The organism is Staphylococcus sp. AS1337, from assembly GCF_051408735.1.
GTDB lineage: Bacteria > Bacillota > Bacilli > Staphylococcales > Staphylococcaceae > Staphylococcus > Staphylococcus xylosus_B.
In genome coordinates, this window is record NZ_JBOIHZ010000005.1 from 1 (window position 1) to 26,470 (window position 26,470).

The 26,470-nt window shown below is 28.5% G+C and carries 44 protein-coding genes and 1 riboswitch; of the genes, 22 read left to right on the top strand and 22 right to left on the bottom strand.

The annotated features are described in order from the left end of the window. Positions 1-112 (bottom strand): helix-turn-helix domain-containing protein (locus ACSUE0_RS09155; RefSeq protein ID WP_436957216.1); only part of this gene is annotated, 112 nt, incomplete at its 3' end. A gap of 380 nt (positions 113-492) precedes the next feature. On the opposite strand from ACSUE0_RS09155, the gene ACSUE0_RS09160 reads away from it, so the two are divergent. Beyond that, positions 493-876: a YxeA family protein gene (locus ACSUE0_RS09160; RefSeq protein WP_119615016.1), complete on the top strand. Its 384-nt coding sequence runs from the start codon at positions 493-495 to the stop codon at positions 874-876. Positions 877-1,183: 307 nt separating this feature from the next. Here ACSUE0_RS09160 and ACSUE0_RS09165 read toward each other — a convergent pair whose 3' ends face one another. Together ACSUE0_RS09165 and ACSUE0_RS09170 are read right to left on the bottom strand one after the other, a co-directional pair. Beyond that, on the bottom strand, positions 1,184-1,357 hold the full coding sequence (locus ACSUE0_RS09165; RefSeq protein ID WP_017722430.1) for a hypothetical protein: 174 nt from the start codon (positions 1,355-1,357) through the stop codon (positions 1,184-1,186). A 50-nt stretch (positions 1,358-1,407) separates the two neighbouring features. Continuing rightward, a complete protein-coding gene (locus ACSUE0_RS09170; protein ID WP_182475182.1) occupies positions 1,408-1,566 on the bottom strand; it encodes a hypothetical protein in 159 nt (52 codons plus the stop codon). Positions 1,567-1,912: 346 nt separating this feature from the next. Between ACSUE0_RS09170 and ACSUE0_RS09175 the strand changes: the two genes are divergently transcribed. After that, positions 1,913-2,284 (top strand): VOC family protein, encoded by a 372-nt coding sequence (locus tag ACSUE0_RS09175; RefSeq protein ID WP_436957070.1) that lies wholly within the window; start codon positions 1,913-1,915, stop codon positions 2,282-2,284. A gap of 99 nt (positions 2,285-2,383) precedes the next feature. On the opposite strand, the gene ACSUE0_RS09180 is transcribed toward ACSUE0_RS09175, so the two are convergent. After that, positions 2,384-2,875 (bottom strand): AAA family ATPase, encoded by a 492-nt coding sequence (locus tag ACSUE0_RS09180; protein WP_436957072.1) that lies wholly within the window; start codon positions 2,873-2,875, stop codon positions 2,384-2,386. 114 nt (positions 2,876-2,989) lie between these two features. Between ACSUE0_RS09180 and ACSUE0_RS09185 the strand changes: the two genes are divergently transcribed. From ACSUE0_RS09185 to ACSUE0_RS09195, 3 genes are all read left to right on the top strand, one after another. After that, positions 2,990-3,526 carry a CHAP domain-containing protein gene (locus tag ACSUE0_RS09185; protein WP_436957074.1) on the top strand — a complete coding sequence of 179 codons (537 nt, stop codon included), beginning with the start codon at positions 2,990-2,992 and terminating at the stop codon, positions 3,524-3,526. 314 nt (positions 3,527-3,840) lie between these two features. Further along, a complete protein-coding gene (locus ACSUE0_RS09190; RefSeq protein ID WP_436957076.1) occupies positions 3,841-4,461 on the top strand; it encodes a CadD family cadmium resistance transporter in 621 nt (206 codons plus the stop codon). Positions 4,462-4,474: 13 nt separating this feature from the next. Next, a complete protein-coding gene (locus tag ACSUE0_RS09195; RefSeq protein ID WP_436957078.1) occupies positions 4,475-4,813 on the top strand; it encodes an ArsR/SmtB family transcription factor in 339 nt (112 codons plus the stop codon). 118 nt (positions 4,814-4,931) lie between these two features. On the opposite strand, the gene ACSUE0_RS09200 is transcribed toward ACSUE0_RS09195, so the two are convergent. The 3 genes from ACSUE0_RS09200 to ACSUE0_RS09210 form a co-directional block, all read right to left on the bottom strand. Continuing rightward, a complete protein-coding gene (locus tag ACSUE0_RS09200; RefSeq protein WP_182475202.1) occupies positions 4,932-5,099 on the bottom strand; it encodes a hypothetical protein in 168 nt (55 codons plus the stop codon). A gap of 281 nt (positions 5,100-5,380) precedes the next feature. Beyond that, positions 5,381-5,563, bottom strand: coding sequence for a CsbD family protein (locus tag ACSUE0_RS09205; RefSeq protein WP_119615305.1), 183 nt, complete (start codon positions 5,561-5,563; stop codon positions 5,381-5,383). Positions 5,564-5,915: 352 nt separating this feature from the next. Next, complete coding sequence (locus tag ACSUE0_RS09210; protein WP_436957081.1) at positions 5,916-6,188, bottom strand: hypothetical protein; 273 nt, start codon at positions 6,186-6,188, stop codon at positions 5,916-5,918. 271 nt (positions 6,189-6,459) lie between these two features. On the opposite strand from ACSUE0_RS09210, the gene ACSUE0_RS09215 reads away from it, so the two are divergent. After that, complete coding sequence (locus tag ACSUE0_RS09215; RefSeq protein ID WP_436957083.1) at positions 6,460-6,837, top strand: DUF1722 domain-containing protein; 378 nt, start codon at positions 6,460-6,462, stop codon at positions 6,835-6,837. 114 nt (positions 6,838-6,951) lie between these two features. Here ACSUE0_RS09215 and ACSUE0_RS09220 read toward each other — a convergent pair whose 3' ends face one another. Beyond that, positions 6,952-7,440 (bottom strand): MepB family protein, encoded by a 489-nt coding sequence (locus ACSUE0_RS09220; RefSeq protein WP_436957085.1) that lies wholly within the window; start codon positions 7,438-7,440, stop codon positions 6,952-6,954. Positions 7,441-7,637: 197 nt separating this feature from the next. Here ACSUE0_RS09220 and ACSUE0_RS09225 point away from each other — a divergent pair, with 197 nt between their 5' ends. Together ACSUE0_RS09225 and ACSUE0_RS09230 are read left to right on the top strand one after the other, a co-directional pair. Then, complete coding sequence (locus ACSUE0_RS09225; protein ID WP_436957087.1) at positions 7,638-8,459, top strand: lysophospholipase; 822 nt, start codon at positions 7,638-7,640, stop codon at positions 8,457-8,459. 118 nt (positions 8,460-8,577) lie between these two features. After that, a complete protein-coding gene (locus tag ACSUE0_RS09230) occupies positions 8,578-8,760 on the top strand; it encodes a hypothetical protein (protein WP_107531758.1) in 183 nt (60 codons plus the stop codon). Positions 8,761-8,941: 181 nt separating this feature from the next. Here ACSUE0_RS09230 and ACSUE0_RS09235 read toward each other — a convergent pair whose 3' ends face one another. Further along, the gene (locus tag ACSUE0_RS09235; protein WP_119615020.1) at positions 8,942-9,142 is read right to left on the bottom strand and encodes a helix-turn-helix domain-containing protein; all 201 of its coding nucleotides are present in this window, start codon (positions 9,140-9,142) and stop codon (positions 8,942-8,944) included. 239 nt (positions 9,143-9,381) lie between these two features. Between ACSUE0_RS09235 and ACSUE0_RS09240 the strand changes: the two genes are divergently transcribed. Then, positions 9,382-9,768, top strand: coding sequence for a VOC family protein (locus tag ACSUE0_RS09240; protein WP_119615021.1), 387 nt, complete (start codon positions 9,382-9,384; stop codon positions 9,766-9,768). Between the two features lie 204 nt (positions 9,769-9,972). Beyond that, a complete protein-coding gene (locus ACSUE0_RS09245) occupies positions 9,973-10,413 on the top strand; it encodes a GNAT family N-acetyltransferase (RefSeq protein WP_119615022.1) in 441 nt (146 codons plus the stop codon). 267 nt (positions 10,414-10,680) lie between these two features. Here ACSUE0_RS09245 and vraX read toward each other — a convergent pair whose 3' ends face one another. The 6 genes from vraX to ACSUE0_RS09275 all read right to left on the bottom strand — a co-directional run bounded on the left by vraX (position 10,681) and on the right by ACSUE0_RS09275 (position 13,809). After that, the gene (gene vraX, locus ACSUE0_RS09250) at positions 10,681-10,845 is read right to left on the bottom strand and encodes a C1q-binding complement inhibitor VraX (protein WP_017722413.1); all 165 of its coding nucleotides are present in this window, start codon (positions 10,843-10,845) and stop codon (positions 10,681-10,683) included. A 603-nt stretch (positions 10,846-11,448) separates the two neighbouring features. Next, entirely contained in the window at positions 11,449-11,625 is a 177-nt protein-coding gene (locus ACSUE0_RS09255) for a hypothetical protein (RefSeq protein ID WP_017722412.1), read from the bottom strand. Between the two features lie 243 nt (positions 11,626-11,868). Then, on the bottom strand, positions 11,869-11,997 hold the full coding sequence (locus tag ACSUE0_RS09260) for a hypothetical protein (RefSeq protein WP_259338112.1): 129 nt from the start codon (positions 11,995-11,997) through the stop codon (positions 11,869-11,871). A gap of 236 nt (positions 11,998-12,233) precedes the next feature. Continuing rightward, entirely contained in the window at positions 12,234-13,196 is a 963-nt protein-coding gene (locus tag ACSUE0_RS09265; protein ID WP_119615023.1) for an arsenic resistance protein, read from the bottom strand. A 99-nt stretch (positions 13,197-13,295) separates the two neighbouring features. Beyond that, entirely contained in the window at positions 13,296-13,427 is a 132-nt protein-coding gene (locus ACSUE0_RS09270; protein ID WP_017722409.1) for a hypothetical protein, read from the bottom strand. 133 nt (positions 13,428-13,560) lie between these two features. Beyond that, complete coding sequence (locus tag ACSUE0_RS09275; RefSeq protein WP_436957091.1) at positions 13,561-13,809, bottom strand: hypothetical protein; 249 nt, start codon at positions 13,807-13,809, stop codon at positions 13,561-13,563. A gap of 164 nt (positions 13,810-13,973) precedes the next feature. On the opposite strand from ACSUE0_RS09275, the gene ACSUE0_RS09280 reads away from it, so the two are divergent. Beyond that, positions 13,974-14,183 (top strand): hypothetical protein, encoded by a 210-nt coding sequence (locus tag ACSUE0_RS09280; RefSeq protein ID WP_119615285.1) that lies wholly within the window; start codon positions 13,974-13,976, stop codon positions 14,181-14,183. Between the two features lie 242 nt (positions 14,184-14,425). Here the strand turns inward: ACSUE0_RS09280 and tsaT are convergent, their stop codons facing one another. After that, positions 14,426-14,608: a type II toxin-antitoxin system toxin TsaT gene (tsaT, locus tag ACSUE0_RS09285; protein ID WP_119615283.1), complete on the bottom strand. Its 183-nt coding sequence runs from the start codon at positions 14,606-14,608 to the stop codon at positions 14,426-14,428. A 208-nt stretch (positions 14,609-14,816) separates the two neighbouring features. On the opposite strand from tsaT, the gene ACSUE0_RS09290 reads away from it, so the two are divergent. The 3 genes from ACSUE0_RS09290 (at position 14,817) to ACSUE0_RS09300 (ending at position 16,373) form a co-directional block, all read left to right on the top strand. After that, a complete protein-coding gene (locus ACSUE0_RS09290; RefSeq protein WP_436957093.1) occupies positions 14,817-15,320 on the top strand; it encodes a hypothetical protein in 504 nt (167 codons plus the stop codon). A gap of 68 nt (positions 15,321-15,388) precedes the next feature. Continuing rightward, on the top strand, positions 15,389-15,595 hold the full coding sequence (locus ACSUE0_RS09295; protein WP_017722404.1) for a TM2 domain-containing protein: 207 nt from the start codon (positions 15,389-15,391) through the stop codon (positions 15,593-15,595). 559 nt (positions 15,596-16,154) lie between these two features. Beyond that, positions 16,155-16,373 (top strand): YozE family protein, encoded by a 219-nt coding sequence (locus ACSUE0_RS09300; RefSeq protein WP_107531674.1) that lies wholly within the window; start codon positions 16,155-16,157, stop codon positions 16,371-16,373. Between the two features lie 4 nt (positions 16,374-16,377). Here the strand turns inward: ACSUE0_RS09300 and ACSUE0_RS09305 are convergent, their stop codons facing one another. The 5 genes from ACSUE0_RS09305 to ACSUE0_RS09325 form a co-directional block, all read right to left on the bottom strand. Then, a complete protein-coding gene (locus tag ACSUE0_RS09305; RefSeq protein ID WP_017722402.1) occupies positions 16,378-16,614 on the bottom strand; it encodes a hypothetical protein in 237 nt (78 codons plus the stop codon). A 310-nt stretch (positions 16,615-16,924) separates the two neighbouring features. Continuing rightward, on the bottom strand, positions 16,925-18,220 hold the full coding sequence (locus tag ACSUE0_RS09310) for a CitMHS family transporter (RefSeq protein ID WP_119614676.1): 1,296 nt from the start codon (positions 18,218-18,220) through the stop codon (positions 16,925-16,927). Positions 18,221-18,380: 160 nt separating this feature from the next. Then, positions 18,381-18,650: a hypothetical protein gene (locus ACSUE0_RS09315; protein ID WP_119614675.1), complete on the bottom strand. Its 270-nt coding sequence runs from the start codon at positions 18,648-18,650 to the stop codon at positions 18,381-18,383. 235 nt (positions 18,651-18,885) lie between these two features. Further along, positions 18,886-19,422 (bottom strand): GNAT family N-acetyltransferase, encoded by a 537-nt coding sequence (locus tag ACSUE0_RS09320; protein ID WP_119614674.1) that lies wholly within the window; start codon positions 19,420-19,422, stop codon positions 18,886-18,888. A gap of 490 nt (positions 19,423-19,912) precedes the next feature. Next, on the bottom strand, positions 19,913-20,338 hold the full coding sequence (locus ACSUE0_RS09325; RefSeq protein WP_017722398.1) for an organic hydroperoxide resistance protein: 426 nt from the start codon (positions 20,336-20,338) through the stop codon (positions 19,913-19,915). A gap of 152 nt (positions 20,339-20,490) precedes the next feature. On the opposite strand from ACSUE0_RS09325, the gene aroD reads away from it, so the two are divergent. Beyond that, on the top strand, positions 20,491-21,210 hold the full coding sequence (gene aroD, locus ACSUE0_RS09330; protein WP_436957097.1) for a type I 3-dehydroquinate dehydratase: 720 nt from the start codon (positions 20,491-20,493) through the stop codon (positions 21,208-21,210). 66 nt (positions 21,211-21,276) lie between these two features. Further along, positions 21,277-21,816 (top strand): nitroreductase family protein, encoded by a 540-nt coding sequence (locus ACSUE0_RS09335; protein WP_436957099.1) that lies wholly within the window; start codon positions 21,277-21,279, stop codon positions 21,814-21,816. A 361-nt stretch (positions 21,817-22,177) separates the two neighbouring features. Here the strand turns inward: ACSUE0_RS09335 and ACSUE0_RS09340 are convergent, their stop codons facing one another. Beyond that, positions 22,178-22,498 carry a thioredoxin family protein gene (locus tag ACSUE0_RS09340; RefSeq protein WP_119614671.1) on the bottom strand — a complete coding sequence of 107 codons (321 nt, stop codon included), beginning with the start codon at positions 22,496-22,498 and terminating at the stop codon, positions 22,178-22,180. A gap of 141 nt (positions 22,499-22,639) precedes the next feature. Between ACSUE0_RS09340 and ACSUE0_RS09345 the strand changes: the two genes are divergently transcribed. The 6 genes from ACSUE0_RS09345 to ACSUE0_RS09370 all read left to right on the top strand — a co-directional run bounded on the left by ACSUE0_RS09345 (position 22,640) and on the right by ACSUE0_RS09370 (position 26,449). Then, positions 22,640-22,996 carry an arsenate reductase family protein gene (locus tag ACSUE0_RS09345; RefSeq protein WP_119614670.1) on the top strand — a complete coding sequence of 119 codons (357 nt, stop codon included), beginning with the start codon at positions 22,640-22,642 and terminating at the stop codon, positions 22,994-22,996. Positions 22,997-23,189: 193 nt separating this feature from the next. Further along, entirely contained in the window at positions 23,190-23,570 is a 381-nt protein-coding gene (gene gcvH / locus ACSUE0_RS09350; RefSeq protein ID WP_119614669.1) for a glycine cleavage system protein GcvH, read from the top strand. 231 nt (positions 23,571-23,801) lie between these two features. Further along, entirely contained in the window at positions 23,802-24,194 is a 393-nt protein-coding gene (locus tag ACSUE0_RS09355; protein ID WP_119614668.1) for a toprim domain-containing protein, read from the top strand. Beyond that, positions 24,191-24,490 (top strand): thioredoxin family protein, encoded by a 300-nt coding sequence (locus ACSUE0_RS09360; RefSeq protein WP_107531683.1) that lies wholly within the window; start codon positions 24,191-24,193, stop codon positions 24,488-24,490. Before ACSUE0_RS09355 ends, ACSUE0_RS09360 begins: the two co-directional genes overlap by 4 nt. A gap of 54 nt (positions 24,491-24,544) precedes the next feature. Further along, positions 24,545-24,650, top strand: a riboswitch (SAM riboswitch). An 85-nt stretch (positions 24,651-24,735) separates the two neighbouring features. After that, positions 24,736-25,761: a methionine ABC transporter ATP-binding protein gene (locus ACSUE0_RS09365; protein WP_436957103.1), complete on the top strand. Its 1,026-nt coding sequence runs from the start codon at positions 24,736-24,738 to the stop codon at positions 25,759-25,761. After that, positions 25,754-26,449 (top strand): methionine ABC transporter permease, encoded by a 696-nt coding sequence (locus ACSUE0_RS09370; RefSeq protein ID WP_119614666.1) that lies wholly within the window; start codon positions 25,754-25,756, stop codon positions 26,447-26,449. Before ACSUE0_RS09365 ends, ACSUE0_RS09370 begins: the two co-directional genes overlap by 8 nt. Positions 26,450-26,470: the final 21 nt, after the last annotated feature.

Sequence of the window (26,470 nt, forward strand, 5' to 3'; positions counted from 1 at the left end):
GTGTTCTGTTTTTGATATTTAATGCTTCCATAATTTCTTTTACAGTATATCCATCTTCTTTCATTTCAATAATTTTATATTTTGTTTCTATTGAATAAGACATTATTTTCATAGAAAAAACACTTTCGTTGAATTCATTTTAAATGAATTCAACGAAAGTGTTTTTATTTTATTCCCGTTATTTGGGGTCAGTTCAATGTATATGAGTGGTTTGTTGTTTATAGTCTTTGGAAGAAATCAATGTATTAATCATTAATTGTTGATTCTCTAAAATTAAAACATTTTGGCAAAAATTATTATAGTTTTAAATTTTCAAAATTGCCATTTGAATTGATAGTAAAGAGAATATATAACTAAAGAAACTTTTATTAGCAATTCTATAGGGCATTTCTTTCAAAATTGTCACATGTGAGTGATATTTTGTAAGGATTTTCGAACGATTCAATCATAATGAAATGTTAGTATTGAATTAAAATTTAGGAGGTTTAAATAATGAAAATAATTTTTAAGATATTTATATTTATAGTGGTAATAATTTTGGCATTATTCTTTTGGAAGCTATATGCTGAATCACATACAGATAGTAAAAACGTTAGAAATCTTGCTAATTTAAATCCTTTAATTACAAGTGAAAAATATTATATACAGACTAATGAGCCTAGAAGTGTAAAAGATTCTGGTAAAGGTACTAAACAATATGAATATACAAATAAAGCATATGATAAGGACGGTAATGAAAAAGAGATTACTTATACAGCTATTAAAAAATTAAAGACCAATCATTATTTAGAATTAGATTATAAAGTTGGAGAAGTTAAAGGGTATAGTGAAGTGAAAGAAAAAGATATACCTAGGAAAGCAAAAATTAAACTATAATGTCTAAACCTCATCATTATTGATGAGGTTTTTAACATTTTTGTATGTTAATGATTTTGATTAGAAGCGTGAAATGATGGTTATGTAACGAAAAACTAGGTATTCATTTCATAAAAAAGGATAAGTGCTGAATTTTTCACTTATCAATTGTAAATATAAGTATGGATAGGATATTTCTGTCTAAGAAATTATATAAGTATTTGCTAGAATTACATAAAAACCACTGCCTTGTTTATGCCAGTGATTAATATTCTGTATTCCATAAGTTAAATAATCGATAGTTTCATTAATCTTCAAGTGTTTTAAATTATTTATTGTTGTCTATTGCATCAGCAAGTTCTTCCAATTTAACTTTGACTTCTTTAAGCGTGTGACTATCTGCAAAAGTAAAACTAAATTGTTTCCCTTTTGCTGTTTCTGCCACAATAGTAACAAGTTCGCTAAAAACATCGTGTTCTATACTATAATTTAATATTTTCATATTAACTCCTCTAAGTTTGATTTCCCGTTTTGCTAAATGTAATAAGTTAGTTATTGTTGTTCAATTTGTCTTTCTCTTTGAAGTAATTCAGAATTAACTTTATTAGGTGGCATATCTTTGTGCACTGAATGAGAAAATACGACACCTGACATAGTTTTTACAATGTAAGTATAATTTTCGTGGTTATAACTAAAATCTACAATTTTCATAAATATGCTCCTTTAAATAAAATTTTAAGGATTTTTCGGATCTTATTAATTTTGTATTAATAATTTTTTAAATACTCCCAATACTAAAATTTATTAGTAACACTTATATGGGTTATTCTGCATACCTACGTAAAATAATTATATTAGTTAATTGTACTATATATAATTAAGTTTTGTGATAACAAAATCTTATATCTTGCAATATAATTACTTATAATTAAATAGGAACTTGATATTAACTACTTAATATTTTTTGTATATCAGTAATTTGAAGTAATTATTACTAATGATGTTTCTAAACGATAATATAAAGATAAGTATATATAAAGTAAGTGGGGGATTTTAAATGGAAAAGTTAAACCAAGTGATGTTATATGTTGATGATCAAGCGAAATCAGTTGAATTTTGGACCGATATTTTAGGGTTTATTGTAGTTTCTGAAGAAGAAATGGCAGAAGGCTTTAAAGCAGTAGAAGTGGCATCAAATTATAATGTTGAAACATCTATTTCAATTATTGAAAAAGAGTTTATGGAAAAATACAGTCCTGAAGTAAGTGTTACAACGCCATCTCTAATGTTCAAAGAAAAGGACCTTGATTCATTGTATGAAAAATTAAAAGAAAAAGGGTTAACTGGTCATGACATAATTGAAATGTCAGGTACAAGAGTGTTTAATTTTCAAGATGGTCAAGGCAATTATTTCGCAGTGAGTGACTAATTAGAGTTGTACAAAGTTATAGAAAAAAGAGCGCTATTTATGAATTTCAAAAATCATAAGAAGTGCTCTTTAATTTTATGTAAAAATGTTAGTGAATGATTATTGCGTTATTTCTAATATATTTAGTCCTTCAGATTCATTAGGTTCTTCAAAAAACTGGTTTACATAATTAAACGTTTCTAATGTGTCAAAATTAGCTCTTTCAGGATTTTCAATATTTCGCTGTTTTAACCTTTGTAAACATGTTTCGTCTGATATATTTAGATAAATGAGTTTATGACTAACGTTGATTTTTGAAGTCATATTGCTAAGCCACTTGCGTTGTTTTTGAGTGTTGCCTGGAAAATCCATGACCACATTTGTACCAACTCTTAATAAATTTTGAACGTGATTTTTAATAAAAGGTTTAATACGATTTGAATAAGTTAAGTAATCATCAAATGTCTTTATTTGATTTGGATAAAATTGTTCAAGAATTTCATCTTCTGATAATAGTACGGCATTTTTATCTTTAGCTATTTTTTTAGCAGTTGTTGATTTACCAGCACCCATTTTACCAGTGAAAAAATATAATGTAGCAAAATATTCCATTATGTTACCTCCGTTTATGTTTTGTGACAATAGTTTTAGTATAAAGAATTAATGAAATAAGTTATAGTGAAAATTAAAGGTACATAATAATTATAATAAACAAAGGGGCTTTGTATGTTTAGGTATATTTTAAAAATCAGTACGTTTTTAATGATGGCAACATTATACATATTTGTAATAAATCAATCTAGTAATGCTTCAGCTGCTACAAATGCAACACAACAAGATGCAATTAATCATGTTGAAACTTTAAACGGTCAAGGTTGGGATTATGATTCGGAATATGGATGGCAATGCTTTGATCTTGTAAATGAACAGTGGGATTATTTATATGGTCATGGATTAAAGGGTGATTATGCAAAAGATATTCCAGAAGAAAATAATTTTATAGGTGAAGCGACAGTTTATGAAAATACGCCTGATTTCAAAGCAACTGCAGGCGATATTGTGGTGTTTAATGAAAATTATGGTGAAGGTGCTGGTCATACTGCGATTGTAACTAACGGCAATTATGATGGTAATTATCTTCAATTTCAATCCTTAGACCAAAATTGGGAAGGCGGCGGTGAAGATAAAACCGAGGTTGCGCATAAGGTTGTTCATGATTATGAATCAGAATTGGTATTTATTCGACCACATTACAGTAAATAAATGAATAATTAAAAATTAATAATAAGACAGAAACCGAATCATAATCTTCAATTTCAGTTTTTAAATATGTAAGCATTTTACTGTAAATTCTATAAGCATACAGGATTAGATGTGATTCTTATTTTGACGGGGCATTAAAATCTTATTTTTTAAATTAGATTGATGTTCCGTATTTTTTGATTTTTAACTGAATATTGTGGAGTTATTGGTGGAGTATAAAAACTAAATTATATAGTAGTTAGTGGATTTTCTATTTAATTATGATGTTAAATATTATACAATACATTCAAAAGTATTTTTGAATGAGGTGTGTTATGCTACAAACTATTATTACAGCAATTATTCTGTACACAGCTACAGCGGTAGATTTATTAGTCATTTTATTAATATTTTTTGCTAGAGCTAATACAAAAAAAGAATATCGAGATATTTATATTGGCCAATATGTAGGTTCATTAGCATTAATTTTAATAAGTTTATTTTTAGCATTTGTATTAAACTATGTTCCTGAAAAGTGGATTTTAGGGTTATTAGGTTTAATACCAATTTATTTAGGGGTTCGCGTAGCTATTTCTGGTGATTGTGAAGGTGAAGAGAGAGCTAAAAGAGAATTAAATGAAAAGGGCCTAAGTAAGCTTGTTGGTATTGTTGCACTTGTTACCATAGCTAGTTGTGGCGCAGACAATGTTGGTTTATTTGTGCCTTACTTTGTAACTTTAAATACAGTAGAACTGATAACTACATTAATCATATTTATTATTTTAATTTTGCTATTAGTATTTTCAGCACAACTTTTATCAAAAATCCCAGGTATAGGTGAAGTAATTGAACGATTTAATCGTTGGATTATGGCTGTAATATACATAGGATTAGGATTATTCATTATAATTGAAAATGAGACAATACAAACTATTTATAATTTAATTATAAATTAAGGAAGTGGAAGAGATGGTTAATGATTATATTTGTGAAGTACAGTATATGCATAAACAAAAAATTGAAAACGCACAGAATTTCATTGAGGAAGCTGCACCTAAGTCGCTATTAAGTATTTTCAGAAAGATTTCTGATGAGACCAAAGTTAAAATTATACTTGGATTATTAAAAGAAAGTGAAATGTGTGTATGTGATATATCCGTATTATTAAATATGAGTATCGCAACTACATCACATCATTTAAGATTATTATATAAAAAAGGGGTACTTGATAAATACAAAGAAGGAAAAATGTCTTATTACTTTATAAAAGATGAACAAATAAAAACATTTTTTATAAATAATTTATAATGTTAGGTAACTAATATATTAGTTACCTAACATGAATAAGAATAAAGGAGTGGGTCAGCCAACTAATTGTATTAATAAGTAGGTCGATTCACTCCTTTGTTATACAAATTAAAAGTATTTATTTAATTTTTCCTTCATCCATAGTATTTGATAATAGTATCAAATAACGTTGAACATTATCTGATGGTGTATCTTTAGGAAAAGCATGCGTAAACACATGACCCTTAAATGTCTCGACTGTGTAATTAATGTTTATACTACCAATTTCATATTTAATAATTTTCATAATGTCCCCTTAAAATAACTTTTTAAAAATTTAGTTAAGTATATACTTTTAAATAAATCCACTATTTAACTATAAAACTAATATTCCTATAGAAATAGTATGTTTTGTTTAATTGTACTACATATAAACGCTTTTGCAACTATAAAGTGCACTATGTTTATATGTGGGATGATAAGGTCTAATTTTTAAAGAAATCTGTTTTGACTGTTTTAATGAATTGTTATAAAGTTATCTAAAAAAAGATCACAATAATTAGCATTGTGATCTTACATAAGTTATTATTAATTATTTAATTTATCGATAATGCCACTGATTTTGTCTTTAACGTTTTCAGTTACTTCTTTTGCTTTACCAGAAGCATTATCTTCTTTACCTTCTTTTTCTAATACTTTATTATCCATAACATTGCCTGTTGTCTCTTTTATGTTTCCTTTAACTTGTTCAAATTTAATTTCATCTGTCATGTTATTCACTTCAAAATATTTTTAGACCATTCTATAAATAATATATAAAATGATAAAATTTGAAACAAATCAAAAAGTATGTAACTTGGTATATTTGTATTTAAAATGAATTATATATGGTAGAAATAACGAAGTTTATAAGATAGAGAAAAGTGATGGTGAGCAGCATATGTTACTCTAATGAAAATTCATTTTTTCGCTCTGAAAAAGGAGGTTATGAATAAAAAAATATTCCTCCTAAGAAAGAGAGTGACAATAATTCAATATGTGCTATAAACGCATTTTTGAGTAGTAAACGCGTATAAGATGTATTATTAAGAAATATTAGATATTATCTAAATAAATCAATATTTTATGCATCTAGTAGTTTTTGAATTTCAGAATATTTTTTTGCATTTAATGTACCTGAAGGGCTTTGTTCAATTTCAAAAATTAGAAAATCATCAGTTGCATTAAAAGATGTTTTGATACTTTCACATATTGTATTTTTGTCTAAGTCGCTTTGCAAAAACCACAAACCACTATAAATAAATAGTGCATTACCTAAAGATTTTAATTGTGCAGGTAATTTTTCATATCCGTATGAAATGGAATTTAAATTATAAGATAAAATATATTTTAACATTTATATCACGCTCCCACACAAGCATATCATTATCTGTAATTTAAAAGTTGTAGGAGCCTAGTATTAACTTTATTTTTAGTTTTTTTAATTCTATCTGTAAATTCAATAATATAGATGTTGTTCTGGTTTGTAAAAATGAAAATAAGGTAATAATAGCTATAAAGATAAGAAAAATAAATATATATCATGTTTTTAACTTATATATTACATCAAAAATATGTTCTTCAATTAAAATATATTTTTTAATGGGAGTTAAAAAGGATGCATTACAATGAGTCAACAATATCAAATTGAGCAGTTATGGAAACAGCATAAATATGAGGTGTTATGGCATGATCAAAATAAATATAAATTGATTAGAGAACAATTGAAATACGATACAACGATAGAAGAAATTGAAACTTTAATTAATGAAGCACTAAATACTACACCAAGTAATGGGTCAATTATTAACGCATATGATCATATGTGGGGTTATTTTAAAAGAAAATGTAGTTCATCAGAAAAATGTTTACATAACTATTTAAAGGAAGCCTTTAAAAAAGAAGAAGTTGATGAAATATATCTATTACAATTTTTAAAAAGCATGGCAAATTATTATGATGTAAACTACATTAAAACTTCAACAATAATACAAAAATTAAACTAATGTTATGCATAGATTATAATTAGTTTTTTGATTTCCAAAAGTTGAAACGCAGAGAATATATGAAGTTATATTTTATAGTATTTAATATTATCTAAATATTGTTAGTTGAATTTTTCATTTTAACAATTTGTATAGTGAATCTTTATCAATATTATCAGTTAAATCAATAAAATAATTTGATTGCCAATTTTGAGTTTTAATTGCAGTTTGATTTAATTTGTGTTCCCAAGTTGGATAAATTCTTATTGCCATTTTTCCTTTTTTTCCTCCGTTAGCTATAATATTCTGTTTAGCTAACACGTCTCTTGGAAATATAAATAACCCTTTATGACTTTCATCAATTACTGTAATAATTAATTTGTCACATGATTCATTATAAGTAAAAGGTCTGTTTTTATTATTGTTATCTTTAGTCCAAAATACTACAAAATACCCTTGCTTATTTGGTGTTTTTTTAGCGATTCTACTTCTAAAAGATTGTTTATTAGCTTGAAAAGTACAACTCTCATACTCCTCATTAAAAAATTCTGTTTCCCAATTTTTAAAATTAATATTATTCGTAGATTTAAATATTGAGCTTATAAAGTCTATTGATTTATACATAATATAACCTTCTCCATTGAGTTTTGATTATTTTGAGTATACCAAATTCATTAGTGTATAACTATTTTTAAAAGTGCAAATCAAATAATATCTACAATAAAAAGGAAAGTAATTACATAAAAAGGTAAGTGTAAATTGATACAATAAGGGTAGACATAATTGCGAGTATAAAATTTATAAATTGAGGGGTGAACTATATGCATTATATTAAATATTTAAATTCATCAGATAATACGAAACTATATACTAAAATTAATGATACTCCAGAAGCGAATGCAAATATAATTATAGTACATGGGTTAGCCGAACATTTAGATCGTTATGATATTTTAACGGCATATTTAAATGAAAATGGTTTTAATGTAATAAGATACGACCAAAGAGGACATGGCAGATCGGGAGGAGCACAAACTTATTACAGTAATATGTATGAAATTGTTGAAGATTTAACAGCTATAATAGAATATGTAAAAACCACTTTCGAAGGGAAAGTATATCTCATTGGGCATAGCATGGGCGGTTATACAGTGACTTTATTTGAAACAATTTACCCTGGTACTGTAGATGGTGTAGTTACATCAGGTGCGTTAACAAGGTATAATAATAAATTATTTGGTAATCCTGATCCAAGCATTTCATCAGACACTTATATTAAAAATGAATTAGTGGATGGTGTATGTTCTGATGCTGAAATTATTAGAAAATATGAAATTGACCAATTAAACGCGAAACAGATATCTATGGGGCTTATTCGCACATTACTAGATGGCATAACATATTTGAAAAATAATGCGGAACGTTTTACTAACAATATTTTGATATTACATGGTAAAGAAGATGGATTAGTAAGTTATCATGATTCGCTACAATTATACGAAGAAATAGAATCTGAACATAAATCTATTCATATTTATGATAGATTACAACATGAGATATTAAATGAATCGTCTTATAATTTAAGTATTTTCAAAGAAATTGTTGATTGGCTAGATAACGAAATACGTATTTCTAAAATTTAAAAAGTATCCTTACAATAAAAGTGTTTAACCAAACTAAACAAGTATCGTAATGTTTGTTATGAAAAAATTAAAGATTTACAATTGGTTAAGGAAAAAATGGTTGAAAGGAAAGATAATAATGAAGATAAAAACATTACACATGCAATATGAAGAAAGTTTTGAAGAATTTGATGAACGTGTTAACGAATTCTTACAATATGTAGATGAGAAGCAACACTGGGAATTAGTGAGTGTTACACCATCTGTAACAAATAGTATTGAAGGCGTTGACTACTTTATTACGATTGTCTACAAAAAATAAATTGTAATGATATGAGTTGTAATGTAATTGATAGATATAGTTACTTTTAGTGAATTAGAGCCTGTTATTAGAGTTGTTTAATAATATCACTTACATGATGAAAGGCTATGACATTTGCTATGCCATAGCCTTATTAACAATTTGTTGTCCCTTAATTTATATTACATTCCGTTTAATGCAATTATGAATTAAATGTTTCTCCTGAAACATTAAAATAGTCTGCTAGCATTTCAGCATCTTTTTCTGAAATTGTGCGATAGCCATTTTCCCAGTCCCATATTTGGTAATTTCTGATATCTGTACCATAGCCATTGTTTAAATTAATAGCTAGTTTAGATATGCTTAAATTAGATTTCTCGCGTAATTCGTTAAGAATTTTCACAATCATTCACTCCTATAAATAGATAATACTAATACCACTTTTAATTATAATATATGGTTGCTATTATTACAAAATTTATGTTTTTTTATTTAAGTAAATTAAATAAAAAAATATATGTTTACATGTATTTTTTATCTTGATATAGAAAAGTGTAAATTGAATGGTTAATTGTAGATATGTGTCAAAATTATCTGATTTGGGAATATGTATAAAATAAATTAAAAATAAGGAGATTTATAATGAAAATAATTGCTATGAGTATTTTTGTTAATAATCAAGATGAGGCACAACAATTTTATACCAGAAAATTAGGGTTTAAATTAAAGCATGACATTGAAATGGGCGGTGGCTTTAGATGGTTAACGGTAACTGAAGATAATTCTAATAATCCGGTTGAAATCGTTTTGGAGCCTAATGAAAGTCCAATTGCAAAGAACTATCAAGATGGTTTATATGAAGCGGGTATACCGGTAACCATGTTTGGTGTAGATAACTTGGAGAAAGAACATGAATTATTGTTAAATAAAGGGGTTGAATTTCATACAGAACCCAAAGAGGTTGAAGGTGTGAAATTTGCCATATTTGATGATACTTGTGGTAATTTAATTCAAATTGTTGAACAATAAAATATAAATTTTTAGTTAAAGTCATCATCATGAAAAGTACAAATAATCTTATACTGAATGGTTTCAAATCGAATGAAAATTAAATATATATTGTTTGTTATTTAATGGATTAATTTCGTTGATAGTGCTAGATTTATGCTATATGTTCTCGTTTTAAGATGGTGAGGTAAATCTGGTGCTTTTTATTTATTGGAGGAACATAGGATGGAATTAGTTGTTAAGCACACAAAAGAAATGTCAAATATAGAATTGGTTAAAGTTTTTCAAGCTAGAGTCAATGTATTCATAGTTGAGCAAAATTGTACATATCAAGAAGTAGATGAATTTGATTTAAATACGTTACATGTAATGCTTAAAAACGGAGAAGAAATCATTGCATATAGTCGTGTTATTGAACATCCGTCTTATATTACTTTTGGTAGGGTACTAGTAGTAGAAAAATATAGAAAATCTCATTATGGTAGAAAAATTGTAAAAGTAACACTAAATAAAATTAAAGAAATCTATAAGCAAACGCAAGTTCGAATATCCGGTCAAGCATACCTTAAGTCATTTTACGAGTCATTTGGATTTAAAAGTGTCTCAGATGTTTACTTAGAAGACAATATTCCTCATATAACTTTTCAAATGCATTTAGATCGTTAATAACCTGATAATATAATGAGAAAAATGCGTGAATTCGAAATCTAAAACAATGTTTAGGTTTCATATTCACGCATTTCATATGTGTTAATACTCTCAAAATTATTTATTAGAAACATATTATTAAGTTTTTATCTCATTATATTACTACTGTTAATGTATTTTTTAACTTAAGAAGATGTTTTATTGTTTAATTGCCCCTTTCTTTAAACATGCACCTAATAAGTTACTGTATTATACATTTTGTAGTAGTCTATAAAATGTAATCGTTTATTTTTTCATTTTATCAATATCTTGAGATACTAGTGTTAATAGTTCTTCAGTTTCTTGGTCTGTTAATTCATCAGAACCTTTGATTCTAATAACTGATCCTTTGTCAGTCTTTACATGATAGACTGGTTCATCGTCCTTATAAACTTTACGTAGTACTTCCATTTCATCACCCTTTTATTGAAACATTTCTATTTAATCTACTACCTAACTAAATAGAAATGCGTTGTAAATTATTACTACGAATAACGCTTATTTATCACTTATTTCATTTAATGCTTTATATATAGGATAACTTTTTATTAATTTGTTTTCCAACAGTATGATTGAATTTATTTATTTTTTTTCTTAAACAGCAAAGTTTATATTATTGAAGGGGTTAAAATGAATTTGTAGAATTAATAAATAAATCTAAGGAATTTAATAATAAGTTAGTTATTTATGTTTTTATTAAATGAATTTGGGGTACATATTAATAAGCACAAGAAGTCCTCCAAACTCTAGTGTGGATTATATTTTCGAGATTTGCGTCATTCTTAAGGGTGGCGCTTTTTCTTGTTATTTAATCTCTAAGAAATTTTGAAGTTATTCTTTAATAAAATTATAAAACTGTGAAAAAATCTTTAATTATAGATTCTTTCACAGTTAATTTAAGTGTCTTATGATATTAATTCCTTAAGAAGTGAATAGTTTATAGAAATGAAATAGCTAATGGGGAAGGCATTAGACATAAGCAGTCATTAAATTCTCTAATATCGAGTCTGTTATTTATTCGATATTGCTCCTCAATTTATCATCCATTTCATTTGCTACATCAACCAGCATTTGTTTTGTTTCGGCTTTGTTTAAAGAGGGGTTAGCTTTAATTCTAATAATTAAGCCTAGGTCAGTTTTTACATAATATAAAAGACTGTCATTGTCAGTCACTTTTCTTAGTATTTGCATAAAATCACCTCAAATTTAGAAATTTCTCATGTATAGAGGGGTTAAAGGTTTAGTGAATTAATGGAATACAAAATCATTAGGAAAGAAAACTATATATCTATTTTATAGTAAAAATACACAAATTAACAATATTTGAATTGTGTTTAAAATTAGCAAAATAAAAAACCAACAAAATCTTAAGAGTTTGTCGGCGCTTTTGAATATATTTATAATTAACTTATTGTAATTTATAAATAGTTGAGTTTAAAATTGTTCGTTTGTTCGATCCTCATCAACACTTTCGTCTTCGTCATCGACTACAACTGTTAATAATGGTTTGATTAAAAATGCTATGCCTAATACCCCTAATAAAACTAAAATAAATTTCTTCAAAACATCCACTCCTTAGTTTAATAGTTTAATTTCAATATGAAACATAATGAATTCATATCCAAACGTATTAAAATATTAACTTATACGAAGATTTTAAACCAAAAGGTAATATTTTACTATTGATATCTATCATAACAAAAGTTTTAGTTGTATGATATGTAATCGCTAATAAATAAAAAACGTTTTTTATATCTGGGGGTGTTGAGTTTGTTGGTTTAAAGATTCTACAGAAAACTTTATTTGATTAATTTAGGTATGATTTTTATATAAAAGACCTCTCCTACTAATTCAACCAACGTTTGCGTGATAATCACAGTTGTTGTAATCGTTACCCAGCTATCTGGTAATGAAAGAGCTAAAGGTAATACAACCAAAGCGTTTCTTGTACTTGAACTAAAGGCTAATGTTCGTAAAGTCACAGTTTCTAATGCGAATATTTTTCCTGATAGATATCCAATGAAAGGAGCGATAATCATAAATATGATATAGATTGGGATAACAGTAACTAAGATGCTTAAATCATGAGTGATTTTATGTATTTGAGATCCAATGACTGCAAAAAGTACAAAAGACATAAAAATTTCTGGAAGCCATCCAGTAATTTTTAACGTTTTCTCAATAGGCAAAGCATGTTTACTAAAATATTGTAGTAATGCAGCAATCATAAATGGTAGAACGATAAAAATGATAAATGATTGAATAAATGGTGCTAAATCTCTGAAAGAAAAGGCGTTTTCGCTATTAAAGATAACAAAGTACAAGGGTAATAAGATGATTTGTAAAATAAATAAAATAGGTGTAGAAATCAACATATATTGTGCGTTGCCTTTGCCTAGTGAGGTGAAGACAATTACATAATCAATACAGGGTGTTAACAATACGAGCATTAGACCTATCAATATAGCAGGGGAAGTAATGTTGAATAACTGAATTAAACAATATACGAAGATAGGGATAAGTATAAAATTTGATAAAAATAGGGCCATAATAAATTTGCCACTGAGAATATTTTTGCGTAATTTAAAAAAAGGAACCTGTGCAAACATACTAAACATTAAAATTCCAATAAAGATAGGTATGGCAGATTCAAGTAATTTAGTTAAATGATCTGATGTTAATCCCGTAATTATAGCAAGTAATATAGCAGTAAAATATATGTAGATTTGGTAATTTTCAATTTTAGTTTTTAAATGTTGCATAGTTACCTCTCTTTAAAATATAAAATAAATCCTAGAATATAATACTAACAATCATTTTATAGAATTTTAATGATTGTTAGTTAAATTAATATTAATTTATTATTTTTGCTTATCTTGAACGTTAACTTTGTTTTCTACTTTTTCGTTAGTTGAACTATCAACACTTAATAACAGTGCACGGACAACTAATACACCAGATACGAGTAACAATAAATTTCTAAAGAATTTCATTCAAATCACTCACCCATCTTATATTAGATAAAATAAATAACTCATGCTATAAATATTATACCCGCTAATTACTTAAATAAGTGAAAATATAATTCTAATACTTCATCTTAATTTATGTTCAGAATATAGTATTTTAAATATCTTTAATTATTAAGTATTTCTTTGATTCGTCGATTTCAATATTTAAAGATTTGCTATTATTTTCTACTTTATAGTTTGTGACAGTCCCTTGTTCGATATCAAAAGATACCTGGCTTAAAATACCCATAGCGTAGTCATTTATAGGACTAACTATTGAAATAGACGTGGCATCATCTTGTATAACAAATTGCTTTTGACTTTGATTAATAACTGACCATTGTGGTAAGTAAGTTAAATTCAAAATGGTACCTCCTTTTAAAATTTTATCGAGTTAAATCGAAATTAATTTCATTATAAATCATAAAGCTGTAACACTACTTCTAATATATTTAATCAAATTTCCATTAAAGTACAAAATACAGGGAATAAGAATTAAGTAAACAATGTTTTTATAGAGGTGAACCTATGAACATAGTTATTATTGTAATATTAAGTCTTATTTTCGCGTTTTTAGCGACAATGCCGTTTTTATTTATTAACACTAGATTACATGAAAATAAAAATTACGCTAAAGATGAAATACGTCATGAAAAGAAACGTACTTTCCAACGATTTATTTATTTTTTTGTTTTAGCAATAGTGATATTAATCATTTACACCTTTCTTCAAGATTAAAAGGGGAAGTTTAAAATAATAGAAAAAGTAGTTTAATTTTATTAAAAAGGAACAGTACAACAATCAAAATTGATTTCTGTCTTGTTCCTAATTTAAAGTAATATGGACTTATTTTCTGAAATTACCATTAGATTTGTGTTTAGTATTTTGCGCCGATTAATCTATGTTAAGAAATAATATACGATATTTTTCGAAGTATAGTTTTATAGATACTTCGAAAAAATAAATTTTAAATTTATTTTTTAACTAAATATTAATGAGAATAGTATACCGACAATACCAAAAACAATTAGCATGACTGTAACACCAAGTAAAGATTCTTTAGCTTGTTGCGATTCTCTTACTTTATATGCGATAAGCGCACCTATACCACAAATTAAGAAAATTACCGATAACCAAAAAACAACCATGAAATGTAGACTCAAAATACTACACCTCCTTTTTATGTGTATGCACTTATGAAACTGCTAATTTTGTGCAAAATTTAACTGTAGTTACATTTAATCTTATAGCATTATCATCTTATCACTAATTTACAATCTCATATAGGATGAATTTTAAAGTTTCACTTATTAAAGAATGGATAATAAATAGTAACTTCTAATTATTTGAAGTATGAAAAGAGGGATAATAATGGAAGAATATGACAATAACTTTGCACAGATTGAACAAAAGATAGAAACATTAAAGTCGAAAAGCGTTAGTGATTTTGTTGAGTTATATAATCAAGTAGAAAATGATATTGTTGAACAAAAAAACATGATTCGTGAAGGATTAATGCCCAAAAATAAACAAGAAGATGAGAGAATTAGAGAAATCGCTGACAAAATGCATTTGCATATCCAAACTGGGCTTAAAACTTATAGTAGTGTAGATGACATGCTTAATTATTTAGAGCCAGCTTTTCAAAGAGGTAAAGTAGATAAAACTTATGGACGCGCATTAGTACTCTTAGAAGAAAATACGATAATTGAACAAATTAAACAAAAGTTTAAAGATGATAAGTATAACGTACGCTTGATAATTTTTATTTTAGACAAGTTTATCGAATTAAGCATTGAAATTATGCCAAATAGTTATTCAAATATTTTGAAGTTAGAACAGACATATTTCAAAGTATATTATGATAATATGTAATATTATTTAATTTATTAAATGGTTTGATGTATAATGAAGTCAATATAAATAAGTAAGGAGACAAAAATATGAATGAAGTTAATAAAGTTATTTACATTGTTTTAGCTGTTTTTTTAGGTAGCTTTGGAATTCATAAGTTTTATGCTAGAAAAACAGGAATGGGCTTATTATTCTTGGTCTTTTGTTGGACTGGCATTCCACAAATACTAGCTATTATAGGTGCAATATTAACATTATTTAAACCAGCAGATCAAAATGGTAACGTGTTAGTATAAGTACAACTAAAAAGTTTATGCATGTGAGCTATAAAGTAATCTGTTATTTTGGATTGCTTTATAGCTCTTTTTGTTTGAAAGGGAAAAGTGTATGTTCATGGTAAGTAGTTTTGGTGAATGACAAAGGGGGGCAAAAAGAAGTTATTAGTTGAAAAATATTTGTAATCAACTCGCTTGTACATATAGAAAGATTTGCTAGTTTAAGTAACAGTCAATATATATTAAGGGAATAGTGATTAGAGATTTTATTACTTTTTGCAATGTTATATTTAGTGCGTTTATTTTATTAGACACATTGAAAAGGTAGGTTATTTATACAGTCATATTATATAAATACCCCTACCTTTAGTTTAATTTATGAAATTAACATTAAATTAAAAAAACTTTGTAAATTTTACAATACAAATTAAATATTGTCATAGCAGTATTTAATTTGAAAACATTTAAATTTATAAATGTATCGTGATAGACAAAAAATTATTATTTGTTATGATTAAACAAACGCTCACATTTGAAAAAGACTGTAACGATTAAAATATAGATAATCGAGGTAATGCTTATGACATTTTATGATTTTGTAATCGGTTTTATAGAAGATGATACACCACTCGGGCAACTTGCGCATAATATTATAGGCGACAAAAATTTTCCGAAAAATGAAACAAGTTTTATTGCATTAAATTCATATTTCTATAGTAATTATTTTGATCACGAAGTTTTAGCTTCTGCAAAACGAGCATTAAGTTTATATCGAAATAACATAGAATTAGCTAACTAGTACTTTAATTGTCATAATACCAATTTTGTTTTTCTAAAGCAGCTTTTATATCTGTTGTTTTAAAATTAATCTCGTTGTTTCTAATAGAAAAAGGTTCAATGATATTTTGTGCCATCCAAGAATTAATGAGTTCCTTTGGCAATCCATCTAATTCCATGTCACTTTTGCTTAATACAAAGCATTCCCAATCAAGTGAAACTTTAGAAGGATTGATATAATTACATTCATTAATTTGATTCATAAAAACACTCCTCAATATTGTAAATCCGACGTTAACTTTTACCCATGTAAAACATAAATCAAACGGTTTGCATAATAAAAATTTATTTCTTCTAAAGTATTTTATTTGTTGTCTAAGTTTGTAATGGAATTTTATATTTAAAAAAGTTGCAGTGGGGTATGCAGGACAACCTAACATAAATATGGACTGACAAAAATTATAATCTTGCATATTGATACTATTTACCAAAAATGGGGCTATGTCATCTATCTTTTTTAGATAGGTAACATAGCCCTCATGTTATAATTTATTTTAAAAGTTTAATATATTGTTACCACGGTATAATTCCTAAAATACATGCCACAAGTATCATAAATAAACTAGATCCTACTGCCCATTTTATAACGATTCTTTGATTTTGTCCGTATTCTATATCAAGCATGCCGACTAGTAAATAACCAGCGGCATATAAAGGACTGAGCACATGTAATGGTTGGCCTAAAACGGATGCTCTTGCCATATCAACTTTTGAAATGCCGAATTGTTGTGCAGACTCGGCAAGAATTGGTAGTACACCGTAATAAAATGGATCGTTTGCCATGAAGTATGTAAATGGTCCACTTAATATGGCAGTTATTAATGCAAAGTGATTACCCATAGCATCAGGAATGATATTAACTAAGGTATTTGCCATTTCGTTAACCATTTTAGTACCGTTCATTACGCCTGTAAAAATACCTGAAGCAAATACTAAACTGATAACTGATAGGACGTCTCCTGCATGTTTTTTTACCACAGAATTTTGAATACTAAGATTTGGATAATTTAATAAAATCGCTACTCCAAACCAAAGCATGAACATTACTGGGATTGGTAATATACCAATTATCAAACAGACAATAAGTGAAATTGTAAGTATTGCGTTTGGTATAAGCATTTTTGGTCTTTTTAACAATGAGTCTTCAGTTGAAATTTCTGGCTTAATATCATTTAAATCTATATCGGTATAAGAAGTAATATGTTTTTTGGCACGCTTTCCTAGTATGAATGCAACACCGAAAGCAAAAACAATACCTGCCACCATTGCAGGTATGATTGGAATAAATACCTCTTCAGTTGTTACTTGTAATGAGGAAATAGCTCGTGCTGTCGGTCCGCCCCAGGGTAGCATATTCATAACGCCAATGGACAATAACGCGAGTGTTGACAGTGTATATAAGCTCATACCAATTTTTTTATAAAGTGGCATCATTGCTGTAACTGTGATGATAAACGTAGTCGTGCCATCTCCATCTAATGCTACCATTGAAGCTAAGATTACAGTACCAAATGCAATTTTAACTGGATCCCCTTTGACCACTTTAATGATTTGGTTAATTACAGGCTCAAATAAACCTGCATCTATCATGACGCCGAAGTAGAGAATAGCGAATGTAAGCATAATCCCAGTCGGTGCAACTGTTTCTATTCCTTCGAGCATAAATTTACCTAACCCAGCGTAGAAGCCACCAAGCAAAGCGAAAATCGTTGGTAAAACAATTAAAGCTGTTAATGCGGACATTTTACGTGTCATGATTAATATCATAAAAATAATAATCATGATAAAACCTAATAGTGCTAAATTCATAACGTTCTCCCCCTTATTTTTTATATTATAGCGTTTTCAGAAAATTTGTAAAATTAAAAATGTGTAAATTCATATTTATTGCATTAATAAACTATAAAAAAGCTTTATGATTACAAACAAAGTAAACATAAAGCTTTTATAAATAAGTAGGGATATTTATTTAGTAATATAAAAAACCAATTACAAAAGGTTTCCATAACGGATAGCTTAATAAGATGAATGAAAAGATGGAGACACATAAGGCAAATAAATTAGCAATACGGTCGCCACGTATTGCTGCATATATATTAATTAATATAACGCCTAAGATAAATAGTCCACCTGCTAATATTGGTAGGTTACCCTCTAAAACTTTATTAACTACTAATAATGGGGTAGCAAGTGTGATTAATGACAAGAACAGTGATAATAACGTTGTAGCATATTTCAAAATGTTCAGCCCTCTCTTAAATAATAAGATGAATAGAATATTTATTAATAAAATAGCACTTAACAAAAATAATATTTGTTTAGCAATATAATTGCAAGTCATTTTTAAGATTAGTAGATTAGGCTCATATTAATTAGGTACTTTGAAATAAAAAACAATTTATCAACTTTCATTTAAAATTAATTATGAAATAGGGGGGAGTTGCCCTGTGACAACGATTTAGCAATTATAGCTATTAAACAAATAAGTCACTGTCATTTCCATCAAAATAATAAATAAGCCAGTGCTCATCTACGTAATAATTATCGTATTTTCTAGCATGCTGTTCCAACACAAGTGTTTCAAAATTTAAGTTACTAAAAAAGACTTTACCACTAATGTTATTTGAAATAAGTGAAGTCATCAATATTTCAATTTCTTTTTCATTACAAATTTCAAATATCTGGCGCATAAGCATTTTTGAAATTTCTTCTTTAGAATTTTGATCTACATTTTTAATGCACATATTTTCTAAGGTTGCTTTATGAGACAAGCTATAGGTTTGATGATGAATTAGTGTAACAGCGCCAATAAGTATATCCTGTTCAAAAGCTCCAAGAACGATACAATCTGTTGAGTCTGAGGATAGTACCTTGTGTAAATCTGTATCATTTAAGCATTTCTCATTTTGTAATTTCCAGGCTAATACTTCGAGTTCTTTATTAATACCTTGTAGTAACAAGGATTTATAATTAGAAAAATCTTCAGTTGTTAAATAGCGAATTTGAGTCATTAAATGCCTCCTAACCTCTGCAAAGTATTTTTTAAAATGGATAAATAGTTCTCGTTTGCCAATTTAATTATAATATTAAAGGAAATAATTTATTTGAGCAATACTATCTTTAATTTTTTGCAAAAATATGTGAGTATTTTCAATTCATTATGAAAAAGAATTATTTTTTATAAACTTTATAATTAATATTAATAAATAATTTAAGCAAATAATATAGATATGATAATTATGGTATAATATATCAATATGCATAAATGTGAATGGAGGCATAAATTGTGGGAGCTTTAATAACTATTATAGTTTCACTGGTAGTGCTAATCCTGATTTCTTTTGCAGTGTTGATTACTTACATCTTATCTCACAATAAAGATGAAGGGGAAAATTAATTAAATATTCATTAAGTACTAAAACATCTAGATTGTACACCAGGAATAAAAAGACAAAAAAACTCCCCGAAAAGTTTCAATTAAGAACTTTTCGGGGGAATATATTAGTCAATAACTGCTACATTTAAGTCGACATCGATGTTGCCACGTGTAGCTTTTGAGTATGGACAAAATTCGTGTGCATCTTGTAAATATTTCTCAGCTTCTTCTTGAGATAATACATTTTTTACTTTTGCATCAATTGAGACACTTAATTTAGGACTTTCAGCCTCTGGGTCATCTTCTAAACGTACTGTCAAAGTAACTTCTGGCTCAGCGCCTCTCACTTTGTTTTGTTTTAAGATTAAATCAAATGCGCCATTAAAACATGAAGCATAACCTGCTGCAAACAATTGCTCTGGGTTTGTGCCTTTTTCAGCATCAGCTTGAGCCGGTGGTACAATTGCTACATCAATTGCTTTATCGTCAGTTTGAACGTGACCATTACGTCCACCTGTATTTGTTGCTTTCGTTTCATAATTTACTGCCATTTTATGACCTCCTTAAAAACTTCTAATTCATGTTTACCCAAGAAAAATTATTTAAATCATTTCACTGAGTAATTTATATGTTTTTTAATTGTATTATTTTTAGAAATTGTTATACAATAATTTCAATATTACTAATAAAAGGAAGTTTAAACATGGCCAAAGTTGATATAGCTGTTACAATTGCACCCAAACATGAACTTGCACAACATACAATTGAGGATTTAAAACAATATCAAGACTCCATAGATATTATAGAACTAAGAATTGATCAGTGGTTAAATTTTGATGAAGCATCTGTAGCAAAAATTGCTAAAGACATATATAATCTAAATTTAAATAAAAAATTGTTAGTAACATATCGAACAAAGATTCAAGGTGGAGAAGGTCAATTAGCAAATGATAAATACTTAAATGTGCTAGAGAAAATAATCCCATTAGATTATGTTGATATGATAGATATTGAATATGAAGAAGGGATGCCTATAGAAAAATATCAAACCTTGATAAAATCAGCTCATAGTGAAAATATAGAAGTTGTATTATCACAGCATAACTTTAAGAAAACACCTAAATTGGAAGTATTAAAACGTTTATATTATAAAATGCATCAGCTTGAACCAGATTATTTAAAAGTAGCAGTTATGCCTCATGATAAACAAGATGTTCTAAATCTATTAAATGCAATGTCTGAGACTGCAGACACAGTTTCACAACAAGTTGTTGGTATAGCGATGTCTAAGCTTGGATTAATTTCAAGAACTGCTCAGGGATTGTTTGGAGGCTCAGTTTCATATGGTTGCTTAGACGATCCAAAAGCACCTGGTCAAATCCATGTTGAAAAGTTAAAGCAACAAATTAAATTATATGAGTAGTTTGAAAATAGTGGTCGCCTGATTTATAATTGAAAATAATTATCACTAACGAAAGGGCGATAATCAATGGAACTACAAGATGCAATTGCACATCGTAGAAGTATTAAGGTTTTTAAAAGAGACATGACTATAGATGATAATGCTCTATATCAAGCGATACAGCAAGCGACAGATGCCCCTAATCATGGCATGAGAGAGCCTTGGAGAGTGGTTCATATTGCTAAAGATCGCTTGGGTTCTATGAGTAAACAACTCTCAGAGGTCGCATTCCCTAATTTAGATAAAAAACAAGAAAATCATTATAACACTGTTACAAATCTTGGTGGCATGCTTGCCTTAATTCTAAAAAGAGACCCAAGACAACGAGAAGATTTAGAGAATAATATGGCATTTGGGGCTTTCGCACAAAACTTAATGCTATTATTACATGAAGCGGGTATTGGCACATGTTGGAAATCACCGGCATATATATTTACCCCTGAAATAAGATCGATATTTAATGTAAAAGATGATGAACAACTTGTAGGTTTCTTGTATCTCACAGATTTACAGGATGAAATGCCACATAGAAAGCGTCATACTGATCAAGTAATAGAAAAGTTTTAAAGTTATTTTAAGAATGGGCAATCAAAATCAAAAGTGAAATTTGACTTTGATTGCTCATTCTTAATTTTTATAATTATATACTCAAATATTAAAAAGTTGCGTCATTATATTTCGATAAAGATGACTAATGCTAACAGGAGCTTTATCTGAGCTGAAATTCATATTCATGAATATATCACACTAACTTAAAACTGATTACAATAGCTTACGCTCATGCATAAGAACCACTAACTCAATAAATTGAGAAGTGGCTCTTTAAAGGAGTGGCTCTTTAAAATGCTGTCATTACAATGATTAAGGCTGGGACAATTAATTTCTCCCAGCCCATAAAATGAGATGAAATATCTCATTTATTAATCAATTATTTAAATGTTTCAGCTAAAAATGCTTCTACTTGTTCTGGTGATTTCGCATTAGCTGAGTGTAAGTGAGCTAATTTTTCTCCGTTTTTAAATACTAGTAAGCTTGGTATGCCCATCACATCGTTGTCAGCTGCAACATCTTCAAGCTCGTCACGATTGACTGTAAACCAGTCGTAATTATTATATTTTTCTTGGATAGGGTCAATCCACATATCCATTGCTTTACAGTCAGGGCACCAGCCAGCTTCGAATTTTACAATGACAGGGTTATCACTCTGTACAGTTTCTTTAAATGCATCATTTGTATTAATAGGTTTCATAATTTTCTCCTTTTTAAAAATATAATTAAGCTTATTATAACGGACATTTTGAAGTTATAAAAAAAATCAGCTTATTAATTAGAGCGTTTTGGCAATAAATTTGATATATTAATGTTAACTAGTTATAGGAGGTACAGAATAATGATAAAATTTTACCAATATCCTAATTGTACTACTTGTAAAAAAGCAGCAAAATTTTTACAAGACTACGGTGTGAGCTTTGAACCAATCGATATAGTACAACATACGCCCACTAAAAACGAGTTTAAAGAAATTTTAGAGGCGACAGATATCGATATAAATAAACTCTTTAATACGCACGGTGCTAAATATCGTGAATTAGGTCTTAAAGACAAAATGAAGGACCTTACTGATGATGAAAAGTTAGATTTATTATCAACTAATGGTATGTTGGTCAAAAGACCATTAGCTATTTCTGGAGACAAAGTTACAGTTGGTTTCAAAGAAGATCAATATAAGGAAACATGGTTATCTTAATTCCTCTTTTGGAGATAGAGCCATCTCTTTAAATAGAGCCATCTCTAAAAGTTGAAATTATAAGTTGTGTTTGTAAACGCTTCATCTATTGTTATGAAAAGATTATAATAATATTAATATGCTAAGAAATAGTTGATTGTATGGTATGCATATGGCATCATTAATATGTAAAATCATTTAGGAGGGGATTCTCGTGGCAGTACCGAGTGAATTAAAATATTCTAAAGAACATGAATGGGTAAAAGTTGAAAGTAATACAGTAACAATTGGTATCACTGAATATGCTCAAGGTGAACTTGGCGATATCGTATTCGTTGAATTACCAGAAGTTGATGACGAAATTAATGAAGGCGACACTTTTGGTAGTGTTGAATCCGTAAAAACTGTTTCAGAACTATATGCACCTGTATCAGGTAAAGTAGTTGAATCTAACGATGAGTTAGAAGATAGCCCAGAATTCGTAAATGAATCACCTTACGAAAAAGCTTGGATGGTTAAAGTTGAACTAAGTGATGAAAGTCAATTAGATGAATTATTAACTGCTGAACAATATTCAGAAATGATTGGCGAATAACATAACACTTAACTCCATGATATAACTATCTTGGAGTTTTTTCTTATCATTGAGGCTATTGGAGAGTTAGTGATTTTATAAGTCTAACGAGTTCACCTCAACTTTAAAAAATGATAAATTATTTTATTATAATAAGAAATATTTTAACTATGTAAATTATGTTTATTGTCATCACGGATTGTGAAGAACTAAGTAGAAAGATTTACTATCAACATTTAGAGGGTGGATGTCATGACGATACTGAACCAAGCAATTGTTGTCGAAGGAAAGTCAGACAAGAAGCGTGTCAAACAAGTGATTGATCAACCTATAGAAATTATCTGCACAAATGGTACAATGGGTGTGGATAAATTAGATGAAATGATCGATACTCTATATGACAAACAAGTGTATATTCTTGTAGATTCGGATGATGAAGGTGAAAGAATACGAAAATGGTTCAAACGCTATTTAAGTGAAAGTAGACATATAAGGGTAGATAAACAATATTGTGAAGTTGCCCGTTGTCCTAAACCATATCTATCTAGAGTATTAGAAAAACATGGTTTTATAGTAAAGGATGAGGAAAGGGTGGCGAAAGCAAAATTGGATTATATAGCTGAGAGGGTAAGTTTATTAACATGAATGTAACAAGTGAGCAACGCGTTGACGTCAATAAATATATAAATGAAGATAAGTATCTTATCTTTGGGTATACACCAACATGTGGAACATGTAAGGTTTCTGAACGAATGCTGGATATTGCTAACGATATCTTACAATTACCTACAATAAAAATGGACTTAAACTTTCATCCTGATTTTAGCCAATCGTATGAAATTCAATCTGTACCAGTTTTATTAGTAATGTCAAAAGGCGAAGAGCAAAAAAGGATTTATGCATTTCAATCGGTGCCTTATCTGTTAGAAAATTTAAAATAGTTATTGACGAAATATTAGTACAATGGTAGGATTAAAAATAATTAAATAATGAAACTCTTATCACGAGAGGTGGAGGGATGTGCCCTTTGAAGCCCGGCAACCGTCTTTAAAAGAAATGGTGCCAATTCACATAAAGTTTTAAAACTTTAGAAGATGAGAGAAGCTATTTTGCTTTCTCTATACTTCGGTGAACATAGGGGAAGCATTTTTTAATTGAAGGATTAGCAACACAAGGAGGAAACAGAATGATTGAGTTAAATCAAATAGTCAAAAAGTACAAAACGAAAAAACAGGACGTACTGGCGGTAGATCATGTTGATTTAAGTATTCAATCAGGCTCGATTTTTGGAGTAGTTGGTTTTTCAGGTGCGGGGAAAAGTACTTTAATTAGACTTCTAAATAACCTCGAACAACCAACTTCAGGAGACGTCATTATCGATGGAGATACAATTGGTAAGCTATCAAAATCACAGTTAAGAAAAAAACGTCAAAAAGTGAGCATGATATTTCAACATTTTAATTTACTATGGTCTCGTACTGTATTAAATAATATTACATTTCCATTGGAAATAGCAGGAGTGCCTCGCCGTGAAGCAAAACAACGGGCAAAAGAATTAGTAGAACTTGTTGGACTGAAAGGTAGAGAAAGTGCATATCCTTCAGAGCTATCAGGTGGTCAAAAACAACGTGTCGGTATTGCGCGAGCGTTAGCAAATGAACCAACTGTATTGCTTTGTGATGAAGCGACAAGTGCGTTGGATCCTCAAACAACAGATGAAATTTTAGAATTATTATTGAAAATTAAAGAAGAAAGAAATTTAACAATCGTGATTATCACACATGAAATGCATGTTATTAGACGTATATGTGATGAAGTAGCTGTTATGGAAAACGGTCGTGTGATTGAACAAGGTCAAGTTTCCACAGTCTTTGAAAATCCACAACATGCAGTTACAAAACGTTTTGTTAAAGATGATTTAAATGATGATTTTGACGAATCTATTAGTGACTTAGTATCACTTAATAAAGATGATTATGTTGTACGTTTGAATTTCACAGGGAATAATGCCACGCAACCCCTAGTGTCATACATAACAAAAACGCATAATATCGATGTGAACATATTAGAAGCTAATATTAAACATACAAAAGATGGTTCGCTTGGATTCTTAGTGATTCAATTGAGCAATGTAAATTCAGAAAAATTCGAAAAGTTCAAAAACGACTTAGAAGCGCAACATGTTTCAGTGGAGGTGTTAAGACATGGGTAATTCATTGAGTGACATCCTCCGCGAGATGTTTACAATGCCAAACGTCAGCTGGGATGAAGTTTGGTTAGCGACATATGAAACAATTTATATGACAGTTATTTCGACAATTTTTGCCTTTGTATTAGGTTTAATATTAGGTGTATTACTATTTTTATCAGCTAAAAGTAAATCACCTATAGCAAGAGTTTTCTATAGCGTTGTTTCATTTATAGTTAACTTGTTTAGAGCGATACCATTTATTATTTTAATACTTTTATTAATTCCATTTACAAGTTTAGTGTTAGGCACGATTAGTGGTCCAACGGGGGCATTACCTGCTTTAATCATAAGTGCAGCACCATTTTATGCCAGACTTGTAGAAATTGCATTTAAAGAAATTGATAAAGGTGTTATTGAAGCGGCTTGGTCAATGGGAGCTAATACTTGGACAGTAGTCAAAAAAGTACTTTTACCTGAAGCAATGCCAGCGTTAATTTCAGGTATTACTGTTACAGCGATTGCTTTAGTAGGTTCTACTGCAGTGGCCGGTGTTATTGGTGCAGGCGGTTTAGGTAACCTAGCTTATTTAACAGGTTTCACTAGAAATCAAAATGACGTTATTTTTGTTTCAACAATTTTAATCCTTATTATTGTGTTCATCATTCAATTTATTGGTGATTGGGCTACTAATAAAATTGATAAGAGATAATCTTAAAAAGGGGGACTTTTT